8 protein-coding genes are annotated in these 12,339 nt (G+C 62.7%); 5 read left to right on the top strand and 3 right to left on the bottom strand.

Features of this window, described 5'->3' with window-relative positions:
* Positions 1-94 precede the first annotated feature (94 nt).
* Positions 95-658 carry a TetR/AcrR family transcriptional regulator gene (locus ACBG85_RS04270; protein ID WP_136471287.1) on the top strand — a complete coding sequence of 188 codons (564 nt, stop codon included), beginning with the start codon at positions 95-97 and terminating at the stop codon, positions 656-658.
* 250 nt (positions 659-908) lie between these two features.
* Positions 909-1,277, top strand: a complete 369-nt coding sequence (locus ACBG85_RS04265; protein WP_007734139.1) for a cupin domain-containing protein — start codon at positions 909-911, stop codon at positions 1,275-1,277.
* A 26-nt stretch (positions 1,278-1,303) separates the two neighbouring features.
* On the opposite strand, the gene recD is transcribed toward ACBG85_RS04265, so the two are convergent.
* Genes recD through recC form a run of 3 tightly spaced genes read right to left on the bottom strand, consistent with a single transcriptional unit; the run spans position 1,304 to position 9,771 of the window.
* The gene (gene recD / locus ACBG85_RS04260; RefSeq protein ID WP_069146985.1) at positions 1,304-3,172 is read right to left on the bottom strand and encodes an exodeoxyribonuclease V subunit alpha; all 1,869 of its coding nucleotides are present in this window, start codon (positions 3,170-3,172) and stop codon (positions 1,304-1,306) included.
* Positions 3,169-6,486, bottom strand: a complete 3,318-nt coding sequence (locus tag ACBG85_RS04255) for a UvrD-helicase domain-containing protein (protein ID WP_372026310.1) — start codon at positions 6,484-6,486, stop codon at positions 3,169-3,171. Before ACBG85_RS04255 ends, recD begins: the two co-directional genes overlap by 4 nt.
* Before the next feature lie 3 nt (positions 6,487-6,489).
* Positions 6,490-9,771, bottom strand: a complete 3,282-nt coding sequence (recC, locus tag ACBG85_RS04250) for an exodeoxyribonuclease V subunit gamma (protein ID WP_372026308.1) — start codon at positions 9,769-9,771, stop codon at positions 6,490-6,492.
* 97 nt (positions 9,772-9,868) lie between these two features.
* Between recC and ACBG85_RS04245 the strand changes: the two genes are divergently transcribed.
* From ACBG85_RS04245 to ACBG85_RS04235, 3 genes are read left to right on the top strand one after another with little or no spacing between them, the layout of a single operon-like run.
* Positions 9,869-10,702, top strand: coding sequence for an ABC transporter ATP-binding protein (locus tag ACBG85_RS04245; RefSeq protein ID WP_372026305.1), 834 nt, complete (start codon positions 9,869-9,871; stop codon positions 10,700-10,702).
* Entirely contained in the window at positions 10,699-11,529 is an 831-nt protein-coding gene (locus ACBG85_RS04240; RefSeq protein WP_042449422.1) for an ABC transporter permease, read from the top strand. Before ACBG85_RS04245 ends, ACBG85_RS04240 begins: the two co-directional genes overlap by 4 nt.
* Complete coding sequence (locus ACBG85_RS04235) at positions 11,526-12,323, top strand: ABC transporter permease (protein ID WP_003945590.1); 798 nt, start codon at positions 11,526-11,528, stop codon at positions 12,321-12,323. The genes ACBG85_RS04240 and ACBG85_RS04235 overlap by 4 nt, the downstream gene beginning before the upstream one ends.
* Positions 12,324-12,339 lie beyond the last annotated feature (16 nt).

Raw genomic sequence — 12,339 nt, 5'->3', positions numbered from 1 at the left:
GACCTCCGAGCATTGGAAACCACTCTCCTAAACACTGGTGAATTCGATATGCGGTACCGTACTCAACAGTGGTGAACCCGTCAATGGAGGTAGCGTGAGATCGCCGGTTGGGGAGGGTCGAGAGCGACTGTTGCAGGCACTGTTCGACGAGTTCGGTGAAACCGGCCCAAGCCCGAAGCTGTCGATGCGCCAAGTAGCGGAGCGACTCGGAGTGCACCACACGCTGCTGACCTATCACTTCGGATCACGACCGGGACTCCTCAGCGCCGTGCTGTCGGAAGCTCGCCGCCGTGACAACCTCGTCATCGCCGCGATGGGCAAAGATCTCGGGTTCGCAGCCCTGTGCAGGGCGATCTGGAGCTTCTACTCGAACGCCGAGCACGAAGATCGAAGCCGCACCTTTTTTCACCTGGCCGGACTTGCGGTTTACGAGCACAAAGCATTTCAAGATTTCGCCGCCGACCTCGACGATTTGGCGCACCTCCTCGAAGCGGCGGCCCTTCGCGAAGGATTCACAGTGGTGGATGCAAAGCAGCAGAGCATCATCGCAACCGCATGTCTGCGAGGACTGTTGCTGCAGAGGTTGCTCACCCCCGACGCCGAGGTCAACGCGGCAGCCGAGCGCTTCATCACCTCGTTGACAGCGTCCACCACGTAAACCCCTCATACACAACCGATCACCCCCGTTCGAGATCACCGGCGCGGGGGCGTTTTCCCTGGACTCGGGCATGTTTCGGCGTGAGACGGTTCCCTGAGCCCCGGTTGAATGATGGTCGATCACCCTTTCGACATCTGTACGAGCGAAACGCCGAAAGATGCGACAAGTGAATGTATCCCGGCTCAGCAGACACACGACATCATCGACAAGTCCGATGATTCACATGAGTTTCGAAAGTCAGGATTGAATTGTGACCATTACCTTCCGTGCCGCAGAGTTGAACAGCGCAAGTGGGATCTTCCAACAAGCACTGCTGGGCCAACCCAGTGCAGAGCCACTCGGCGGAGACATCATCACTCGTGCAGATGTCGAGTTCACCAGTGACGACGGCCGCATTCAATCCGGAGTCTGGGAGAGCGAACCGGGAAAGTCGCGGTGGGAGTTCCTCACCCGCGGCGAGATCATCACCATCGTCTCCGGCGCCATGACCGTCGAGGAGGACGACGGCGATCCCGTACATCTCGTTGCCGGTACGAGTGCAATCTTCCCAATCGGATGGAAGGGTACGTGGACGGTCACCGAGACCGTACGCAAGGTGTTCGTCGTATACAACGAATGACCAAGAGAATCCGCAACATCCGACTTTCACGGCCCGTCGTACGGACGGATCTCACGACGCAGCCCACTTGCCCTGAGTACCTGTCGCTGCACTCCCGCCCTCACGGAATCCTCGGTGCCGATTACTCTCACATGGTTTCTGGCGCGAGTGATCGCCGTGTACAACAACTCCCGAGTCAGCAGTGACGACGCCTCGGCCGGCAACATCACCGATACGGTGTCGTACTGGCTGCCCTGGCTCCGGTGAATCGTCATCGCGTAAACCGTCTGGACCGACGAGAGTTGGCTCGGGTGAATCAGAAACGCATCACTGCCCCGCTGGAATGCGGCAATAGGCACGCCATCCTCACGCTGCACGATCACCCCGGCATCCCCGTTGTAGATCTTCGCCTCGTAGTCGTTGGCCGTCACCAACAGGGGTTGGCCCGGATACCACCGCGTCGGGTCAAGAAACTGCCCTGATGCCGTGCCGACCCACTCCATCGCCTGCTGCGCCCACCTCCCGACACCGTACGGTCCGTCACGGTGGGCGCACAGAAGGCGGTGCGATTCCAAGCCTTTCAGCGCGCCGATCGCATCACCCACCTCGGCCGACGCCGTCACCACCTCTGAACTCGCAACGATGTCGGCGCGCAATGCGTCAACATCCTCGGGCGAATGGAAGGAGACGGCTGGATCACCGCTGCGCAGGATACGCAGAACCTCAGCGGAATCTCCCGCTCGAACTGCCCTGGCCAACGACGCGATGGTTCCGTCGAAGCGGCGCCCGCGTGAGAGTTGAATGATCCCGCCCCGCAGACGATCCTGTTCATCCGCACTCAATGCCTCTTCGGAACCAGTGGCCGTGAGATCGTCACCCACCAACTGTGTCAGCGTCGGATTTCCACTGACCTTTACCGGGCGGGCGACAAGATCAGCAAGAACAGCGCCCGCGTCGACTGAGGTCAACTGATCGGGATCGCCGACGAGCAGTAGCCGGGCATCGGGGCGAACGGCTTCGAGCAGGCGCGCCATCAACGTGAGGGAGACCATCGACGTCTCGTCGACGACGACCACATCGTAGGGAAGTCTGTTGGTCGCATTGTATTTGAAACGACTCGAACTCCCCCGCTGCCAACCGAGTAGGCGGTGCAGGGTCATGGCCGCGAGTTCTTCGGGAAGGCCAAGGCTCGCGGTCTGCTCACGTACGGACTCCTGCAGCCGTGCTGCGGCTTTACCCGTCGGTGCGGCCAGACCGATGCGAGCATTCGAACCCAATTCCTCCGACAGGAGAGCGAGAATACGTGCGACCGTATGGGTTTTGCCGGTTCCGGGCCCACCGGCGATGACGGTGGTCCACTGTGTCGCGGCGAGAGCAGCTGCTATCCGTTGACGATCCGGCGCGATGGTCGGCCCGTTCTCGTCGACGAACAGCGAATCCAGCCGCGATCGGACCGCTTTCAGGTCGGCGGGCGGCCACGTGGACGCCCGCTCGTCGAGCACTCGCCGAATCGTCTGCTCCTGCAGAAAATATCGATCGAGGTAGAGGAGTTCACCGTCGTCCGTGTCGACCAACCGGAGCGGTCTGAGAGGTCCGGCGTTTCCGCCGATCACCAGAGGGCTCAGCCGAAGGGCGGCAACGATCTCCGACGGTTCGGGCCACGGCAACGACGTAAGTTCCTCCTCCGTCGCATTGTCGACGCTCACATCACGCATCCGTCGTAGATCGAGGCACACCGAACCTGATCGCACGGCCCGAACTGCCAACGCCGCGGCCAGCATCACTTCTTCGGAAGTTTCACCGCCCAGGCTGCACACTCTCGTCGCGACATGAACATCGGCGGCAACCAGAACCCCGGCTTCGTTGAAGATTCGCACGATCCCTTTGGCGCGCTGCGCCAATTGCGCCTCGGTCATCGAATCTTCTCCCCTACTGTGTGGGACGCATCAAGACCGGCCAGCAGATCCGATAGTTCAACCGTCAGCTGAGCAGGCGGTTTCCATTCGAAGACACCGCATTCCGGCGGGCTGTCCGGGCCGAGCATCCCACGCACGAATTGATACTGCGCGCCCCCGAGATGACGGTGCGGATCGTAGTCGGGCAGGCGCCACCGCAGATACCGATGCAGTGCAACCGAATACAGCAGTGCCTGCAGCGGATAGTGCGAGCGCATCATCTCCGTCGCCATGAGTTCACGCGTGTAGTTGGCAGCCGTCAGATCGCCGCGACCGATCCGGTTGGTCTTGTAATCGACGATCACGAACGACGGGCCCGGGATCCGCAAGACTGCGTCGATACTGCCCGTCAGGAATCCGCGCATCGGTGACGTCTCGACACGGTCCAGATAGTCGGCGTACGACGCCAGAATGTCGTCGGAGGAAAGGTGGCGCCTCAACAGTTCCGATACTCCGCGGAGTGTGACACTCATCGACACCGGATCGTCGCCACCGGCCAGTGGGAGTTCGAAATCGAGTTCGGGAAGACGATCTTTCGGCGCGATCGTGGCCAAGGTTCCGAATCCCAAGGGAGTCTGCATCACCAGATACAGCGCATCCGCGAGTGCTTCGGAGTCGACCTCGGCCGCCCGTACCGAGACCGCCTCGGCGCAACGCATCCCGAGTTCCGCTCTCAGATCTGCCACAGCCGTGTCCACCACCTCGAGCACCTCATGCACCAGCGTGCCGAATGCGGCGCCCGCGGGAAGTCCGTTCATGGGTGAAGGGAACGCCTCCAGGGGCGAGGGGGTAATGCTCCCGAGGTCTACGGAATCCTCTGGCTCGTCGTCTTTTTCGGGATCCTCGACCTCACTGCCCGTGGTCGTGACCGCGTGGTGCGCTCCGGCGGTGAGTGCCGAGTACGACGTACGACGCCACAGAGTGTCCAGGTCTCGATCGAAACGCGCCGCGGCCAGTTCGGTCACGTCCGCAGCCGCTCTGGACCAGTGGACGGGCGAGGGCGGATGGGGACCAACAGGTTCCACCGAGATCACGTCGGACGCTGCTGCCGGCCAGGTTGCGAGCCGTGCTGCGGTTGTACCGTCGTCGAGCACCTTCACTACCCGAGCAGGTTCGGCGATGCCGGGTGTACGTCCGAGCATCAACCGGTGCAGCGGCGAGCGGGAGGTCCCGTAGCTGGGTGCCCACCAGAGCACGAGTTGGCACTGCGCCCGGGTCAGCGCCACGTACAGCAGCCGCAGTTCTTCGCCCGCTTCTTCGGCCTCCGCAACAGTCTTTCTGGCGTTGTACCCCGGGCCTTCCTGCCCGCCGACGTCGAGGATGCGGCGTCCCTCCGGGTCGTGCAACAGCTGCGTCGGCGAGTTGAAGCCGCCAACGCTCTCCCAACTGAACGGGACGTAGACGATCGGGAACTCGAGCCCTTTGGTGGCATGCACCGTAGCGATTTGCACTGCGGCAGCGTCACTGTCGAGGCGGCGGCTTCGATCGGTCGCGCTCCCGGACGTCGGATCCTTGATCCGGTCGGAAAGCCAGCGAACCAGTGCGCTCAACCCGAACGCTTCCTCGGTCGCGACGCGACCGAGGAGTTGTGCGACGTGCCGCAGATCGGTGAAATCTCGTTCGCCGGACGGGGCCGCGAGTACACGCTTCTCCAGATTTGTTTCGGCAGAGATTCTTTCGAACACAGCCGCAAACCCGACGCGTGCGAACAGCCCGGAATAGGAGCGCAGTCGACCTGCAAGTTCTGCAACGACGTTGTCGCCGTCCTTGTCCAGTTCTTCGGAGGTGCGCCCGAAAATCGGCGAGAGGGCCGTCAACCGGACACGATCGGAGCGATGGGGCTGCTCGATCGCCTGCAACAGCCACAGCCACTGGGTCGCACTGGGTGTCGCGAAAACACTGGACCCTCCGGTCAATACGGAAGGTACACCGACGGCATCGAGAGCATCGCGGATCATCGCCACGTGCTTGTGGGTGCGCACCAACACCGCGACGTCTCCTGGTTCGACCGGGCGTGGATCACCGTCGACTGCCAAGCGGGCATCGCCGCCCAGGAGCGCGACCACGTCTGCTGCGACGTCGTCCGCGACGCGACTGCGAAGTCTGCCTACGGCCGGAAATCCCGAACGATTGAGCGGTCCGGCTCCGGTACGGGGCAGATGGCGTACACGCATCGGCACCGGGCCGAACAACCGAGAGTTCTTGTGCGAAGCCTCCACTGAATGCGCGACGATGCCTTCGTTGCCGAGTGCGGCACCACCGTAGAGGTGTTCGAGTGCCGCCAACAACCCTGGGTCGCTACGCCAATTGGTGGTCAACTCCTGGTGCGCATCCGCCTGATCGACCGCATCGAGATAACTCAGGACTTCTGCCCCGCGGAACGCATAGATGGCTTGTTTGGGATCACCGACCAGGACCAGGGTGGTGTGTCCGTGGAAGGCCAACCGCAGAATGTCCCACTGCAACGGATCGGTGTCCTGGAACTCGTCGATCAACACAACCTTGAACTTTTCGCGCACCCGACGACACGCGACGGGACCGTATTCCGGATCCGTCAATACACCGTGCAACAGCGTCAGCAGATCGTTGAAGTCGCGAATTCCTTTGGTCCGCTTACGTCGTTCGACCTCGAGGCGAGCAGCAGCCGCGAAGAGGACGCGCTGACCGGGTGCGGTCTCCTCCTCGCCGTCGGGTTCGAGAATTGCCTGACCATCGCCGACTGCGCTTCGGGCGATGGCCAGCGCGTCCTTCGTGGAGAACGGTGGAGACGAGTCCGTCCGGCTGTAGCGGCTGAGGTACAAATCCGAGACGACCTCACTGATCAGGTCGTCGACCGACTCCACAAAAGTTGTGTCCGGTTCACGTTCCCCGGCGATGCCCAGCCCGTCGAGCATCCTCTGACAGAAACTGTGGGTGGTCGTGATGGTGCCGGCGTCGAACTCCGCGAGAGCGCGCAGGAGTCGGCGACGCCGCACGCCGATCTCCTCGTCGTCAGCTGTGGCGAGGTACGCCACCAGATCATCATCCGACCGCCTCGCCGCCTCCGGGTCGACCAGAGCGGCGGACACTCCCGCGAACCTCTCCCTGGCACGCTCACGAAGTTCCTGAGTGGCGGCCCTACTGAATGTCACCAGCAGAACTTGCGAAATGTCGGCGAGACCTTCGGCAACACAACGGGTCGCGAGTCCGACGATCGCGTAGGTCTTGCCAGTTCCGGCGCTCGCTTCCAACACCGTAGTGCCGGTAGGCAGTGGCCCCAATAGATCGAAGTCCACGGGTTACTCCGCTCTTTCGTTGGTCAGCAACGGATCCCACAGTCGTCGGGCGAGAACTCCGAATCGAGTCGGTTCCTCGGCCCAGACGAATTCGTCGTCCGACGGCGGATCCGCAGCCAACTCCGCCAGTGTTCGAGCTTCTCCGAAAACGTAAGCGTTGCTTGGATCGATCATCTCGCCGTACTGCCCGGTCCACTGGGTGTCCGCACCGTTTGTCGCATCGTCGACCGACTCGCCACCAAAGCGTCGGCGCGCATATTCGGCTGAAGTAGCGGCCCACATCGGCAACGGACGCTGCAGCCCCCGCTCGCGTAGGTCCACCAGTTGCTGCAGGATCTCGACCGCATTGCCCGGCGCATCGAGCACCGACCGTGCCGCTGCGATCTTTCCCCGACCCCGTCCGATCGAGACTGCATCGAGCGCACCGGGTCGTCCGTGCGCTTTCAAGGCGAGCAGGTTTATCCAGGCCGTCATCCGATGTTTAGGCGCCAGTGAGGAATACGACGCTCGCACCACTGAATCGCCGTGCACACCGGTTACCGTTCCGGTGAGACGACGCCCGTCACCGAGGTCGATGTCGACGTCGACAGCCTCGGAGTCGCCCTCGAGGTGTGGCAATGCAAGACCGGCAAGTTGGTCTACCACCCACTCGACGTTGCCCAGAACCGTGGCGCCCAGGTTGTAGGGCGGCAAAGTACCGCGGCGCCACTCGGCTGCACGGAAATCCGCCGAGCTGCGTCCAGCCAAGCGCGAGAGAAGCATTCGGTCACCCAGAGCCCAGGTGGACAGTGGATCGAGCTCGGTTGCCAGCGAATCCGCGATGTCGTCGTCGAGTTCCGGTACCCGGACGCCGAGGCGTTGGCGCAGAAAACCACGCGCGGGATGTACCAGGAAGTTCACCAAGTCTGCGAGGTTCACTTCCTTCGGATGCACCTCGGGTAGCTCGGCCGACAAGACTGTCGGCAATTCGACCGGTGTTCCGGAGGCAGCCCTCGCACCGGCCAGCGCTGCCGTGTCGAAGCTGAACGGCTTGTTCGGCGCGAAGTTTCGATTGTCGAACGATTGCAACGGATGCCGTGTCAGCACCCCGTTCACAGCGTCCGGACCTACCGTCGCACTGAGTACGTCGAGAAGGCCACTGAGGGGGATCGCCGGTGGTCTGACGACACCGGTGACCGGATCGGCACCGGTATACAACAGAATCAGATGCTCGCCCGCAGACATCACGGCATCGAGAAGCAGTTGCCGGTCTTCACTGCGCAGATCGCGCTCCCCCACAACGGGATCACGTGACAAGATGTCGTCGCCGTCGACTCCACCGGTTCGAGGGAACACCTCGTCGTCGAGTCCGATCAGCACGACCACGCGATGCGGTACCGAACGCATCGGAACCATCGTGCACACCGTCAGTTCGCCGGTTCGGAAGTTGGCACGCGTCGGTCTGCCCGCGAGGCTGCGCGAGAGCATCGCGCGAACATCGGCCAGACGTAACACCGTCTCTCCGCCGAATTCGACAGCAGCTACCAGTTCGCGGTGGGCCCCCGCGCTCTGCCAGGAATCTGCGGGCGCTGTGTCGGTCAGCAGATCCAGGGCCCGCATCAGCACACGAAGCCATTCGGCCGGTGAATGTGGGCCGGCAAGATCGCGAAGCGAGACGGCCAGGCGATCGACGAACTCTGCGAAACGTCCAGTCAGGTCGATGTCTGTGCCGTCCACGTCATCGAGTGGTAGCGCGAGATCCAGCCAGGCATTTTCCGATTCGTCCGCGCTGACCCCCAACAAGATTCGGTCCATGGCGGTGTTGAAGGTGTTCTGCGGAAATGCATCGAGGCCGAACGTGGCACGCTGCCGACTACCGATTCCCCAGCGAGCACCCGCTTCCGTCGTCCATTCCCGCAGTCTTTCCAACTCGTCGTCGCCCCACGAAAAACGTGTGCGGACAGGCTCGGTCGCGGCCAGGTCGAGAACCTCACTGGCTGTGGCCCGGCCGTCGGCCAATTCGAGGAGAGAGCCGAGAACGGCCAGGACAGGATTGGTCTGACGTAATCCGCGGTCTGCCAGCCTTACTCGAAGGAGATGCCCCGGGTGGCCATGGACGCCTTGCCCGAATGCAGCACGAACCAAAGGTGCGTACGTTTCGACGTCCGGGCACATCACGAGTACGTCGCGCGGCTGCAATGTCGGGTCGTCCTCGAACAATCGGAGCAGACATTCGCGGAGCACCTCGACCTGCCGTGCCGGCCCGTGGCAAGCGTGGACCTGAACTGTCCCATCCGGTTCCGCTGCAACCCTGGGAGCACGATCTGCGATGACATCGGCCTTGACCGTCGCCAGGAGGGATTTCGGGCCGGCTGGTTCGGGAAGATGCACCGACTCGAACTCGGCGGCACCGAGGCTGATCTGAAGTTCACGAACGTCGCGAGCAAGACTCGACAGCAACGGATTGGCGGATATCAGCGCTGACCCGTCTTCCGAACGTCGGATCGTGCTCTCACTTCGAGGCGGTATGCGCGAGCTCATCTTGGTCCACAGCGCGGGGCTGGGATGCGGGAGCCAGATGTGCACGTCCCGATTCGCACTGAGTGCGCTCAAGATCATTCGCTGATCGACCGGCAGCCGGGTCGGCCCGAAGACCGACAGACGTTCCGGTAGGTCGACCAAGGCCGGGTCCTCGACCAGCGCGCGGCTCACTTGCCCCAGTCGCTCTGCGGGCCCCGGAACGTCGATCTTGTCCGCGACGATGCACCACAGACGTGCCTGCCATTCGAAATCCTCCGACAGCGCCAATCCGTGTCCGTCGGTCAACCGCCCGGCGGCCCAGTCGATCAGCATCTGCGGGCGTTGCGCGGCATAACTGCGGAAGAGTTCGGTGACATGTGTGGCGGAGGCAAACCGTCGACCTTCACGATGGCCTTCGAGATGTTTCGCCAGGACTCCGCACCAGGGCTCGCCGAGGGACTCGTCGATCACATCGAGAACCGTCCACACCAATCGCGTCGGCGACCATGGGTCGTCGTCAGCCGTGATTCCACTGACCGCGGCCACGGACTCCGCGACCAGGCGCGCGGGTGACGGAAACGCGATGTTCGCAGAAATTCCGTCCACTGCTGACGGTCCGGACGTGCCTAGCTGGGAGGACAGCCGCTGATTGAGCCAACGCTCGACGCCCTTGGCCGGCACCGCAACAGTTTCCCGGGCGAATGGATCCGACAGCGGGGTACGGAGGAGCGTGGCCAACGCCGAGACCAAGGTGTCCGAACGCTCGGCCCGGTACAACTTCAGCAATCTTCGCTCCCCTCACTCCGTCCAGACGTCCATCTCACCACGGCGCTGTGACAGGAGACGCCGAACCAGCCTCACGCAGCGGTGACGCGCAGGCAACATGACCGCAACCGGACGTTCGTACTGTGCGGGAATGACCAGTCCCGTCACCACACCTCGCCCCGCTGGAACCGGTCTCGACATCTCCGGCCTCGGCAAGACCTTCGAGATGGGTCGTCGGTCGGTGACCGCGCTGACCGACGTGTCCCTTCAAACCAGCGAAGGCTCTTTCCTGTCTCTGCTCGGGCCGTCCGGATGCGGGAAGTCCACCGTTCTTCGCATCCTTGCGGGCCTCGATAATCCGACGTCGGGAACGGCCCTTGTCAACGGACAGTCGCCGGCCGAGTTACGCAAGCGCCGCGAACTCGGAATCGCCTTCCAGGATTCGGCTTTGCTGCCGTGGCGAACAGTGGCCTCCAACATCAAACTGCCCCTTCAGGTTGCCGGCATCGATCCCGACCCCGACCTGATCGCCGACCTGATCGCTCTCGTCGGCCTCGAAGGATTCGAGAAGGCCAAGCCCGCTCAATTATCCGGCGGTATGCGTCAGCGTGTGTCGATCGCGCGATCGCTCGTGGTCAAGCCGAGTGTCCTGCTACTCGACGAACCCTTCGGCGCGCTGGACGACATGACCCGTCAACGGCTCAACATCGAATTGCTCAGGATCTGGACCGAGAAACCCGCGACCACGTTGATGGTGACTCACGGAATCGCCGAAGCCGTGTTCCTCTCCGACGTCGTCGCCGTCATGACGCCGCGGCCCGGACGCGTCCTCGAAGCCGTGCCGATCGACCTGCCGCGCCCGCGTACACCCGAGATGATGCGTACACCCGAGTTCCACGAGATCCACGACTACCTCTCCGGACTGCTCTTCGGAAAAGCAGGCGTCGCATGACAATTACCGATATCGAGAACGTCGCGACCGCGGCCGCGCAGCCATCTGTGCCCCGCCGGATCCGATTGAAGCGTCCGACGTGGTTCGGTGGTGCAGTCGGCATCTGCGGACTGATCACTCTCTGGTGGATTCTGGCGGCGGCCGGTGTTGCGGGAGGCACGATTCCGACGCCGTGGGTGGTTGTCTCGACGATGTTCGACGACGGTTGGTCGCTGTACGGACCCAATTTCACCGTCACGGCTTCCGGTGCGCTGCAGGGCTTCCTCTGGGGAAACCTGCTGGCGATCACGCTTGCCGTGCTTGTCGTTCTCATTCCGCCCATCGAGGGATTGGCCACACAACTGGCGATCCTGAGCTACTGCACACCGCTGTTGGCGCTTGGCCCAATCATCCTGGTCGTCTTCGGCGGCCGGACCCCCACAATCTTTCTCGCCGCAATGTACTGCTTCTTCACCACGATGGTCGGCACACTCGCCGGCCTGAGATCGGCCGACAAGACGAGCCTCGATCTCGTCGCCGCCTACGGCGGTGGGCGTTGGCAGAAGTTCACCAAAGTTCAACTTGTGAGCGCACTTCCGAGCACCTTTGCTGCCCTCAAGATTGCTGCACCTTCGGCCGTACTGGGTGCAATTCTCGGCGAGTATCTCGGCGGGGTGGACAGCGGGATCGGCGTCGCACTAACGGCCGCTCAGACGTCGTACAACGTCCCGCGAACGTGGGGAATGGCTATCGCCGCCGCCTTGCTCGCCGGTCTGGGGTACGCCGTAGTCGCAGCGATCGCCCGGCTCGTCACGCCGTGGACCAGCGCTCCGGGAGCACAGAAATGACCGCGGTACGAGGAACATTGAGATTCCTCGCCCCGATTGCCATCGCCTCGGCGCTGTTGCTTGTCATCTGGGTGGTCTTCCTCAACGCCTTCCCCCAGGTCGGCCCGCGTGTGGGAAAGACGCCGGCCGACGTCTGGGAGTACCTGTTCTCCGGCCCAAAATCCGCCGACGCTCGTTCGGGCATCATCGACAACCTGTTCATCACTCTGCGCGACGCCGGTGTCGGCTTTGCCGTCGGAATGACTGCCGCGCTCGTGGTGGCATCGATCTTCGTCGTTTCCCGCACTGTCGAACAGACTTTCATGCCCGTTGCAATGCTTCTACGATCTGTTCCTCTCGTTGCGATGACCCCGATCATCGTCCTGATATTCGGCCGCGGAATCGTGGGTGTGACGGTCATGGTTGCGATAGTGGTGTTCTTTCCGGCCCTGGTCATGATCATGGTCGGTCTGCGCGCCGCTCCAGCTCAGGCACAAGACCTCATCGCTGCGTACGGCGGGAGTCGTTGGACCGCATTGCGAATGGTGTCCGTACCGTCCGCACTTCCGGCGGTGTTCGCCGCCGCTAGGGTGTCAGTGCCCGGCGCTTTGATCGGAGCACTGATCGGCGAATGGCTCGGTAGCGGTCAAGGCTTGGGTTCGAGCATGATCAAAGCCATTCCGCGCTACCAGTACAACGAATTGTGGGCATCTATCGTGGTGATCACCGTGGTGTCGATCGTCCTCTACGCCGTGGTCGGGATCTTCGAAAGCATCGCTCTGTCTCGTTTCGGTCCTTCGGCGGGCAAGTCGTGACATCTGTTAACACGAC

Source organism: Rhodococcus sp. NyZ502 (assembly GCF_041464245.1).
Lineage (GTDB): Bacteria > Actinomycetota > Actinomycetes > Mycobacteriales > Mycobacteriaceae > Rhodococcus_F > Rhodococcus_F qingshengii.
Note: the sequence above shows the minus strand (reverse complement) of the source record. Positions and strands in the feature narration are given on the sequence as shown.

What these genes read in the sequence shown, in the direction of transcription:
- ACBG85_RS04245 (WP_372026305.1), top strand. Translation starts at nt 9,869, where the DNA reads ATGACCGCAACCGGACGTTCGTACTGTGCGGGAATGACCAGTCCCGTC.
- recD (WP_069146985.1), bottom strand. Translation starts at nt 3,172, where the DNA reads ATGACCGAGGCGCAATTGGCGCAGCGCGCCAAAGGGATCGTGCGAATC.
- ACBG85_RS04235 (WP_003945590.1), top strand. Translation starts at nt 11,526, where the DNA reads ATGACCGCGGTACGAGGAACATTGAGATTCCTCGCCCCGATTGCCATC.
- ACBG85_RS04240 (WP_042449422.1), top strand. Translation starts at nt 10,699, where the DNA reads ATGACAATTACCGATATCGAGAACGTCGCGACCGCGGCCGCGCAGCCA.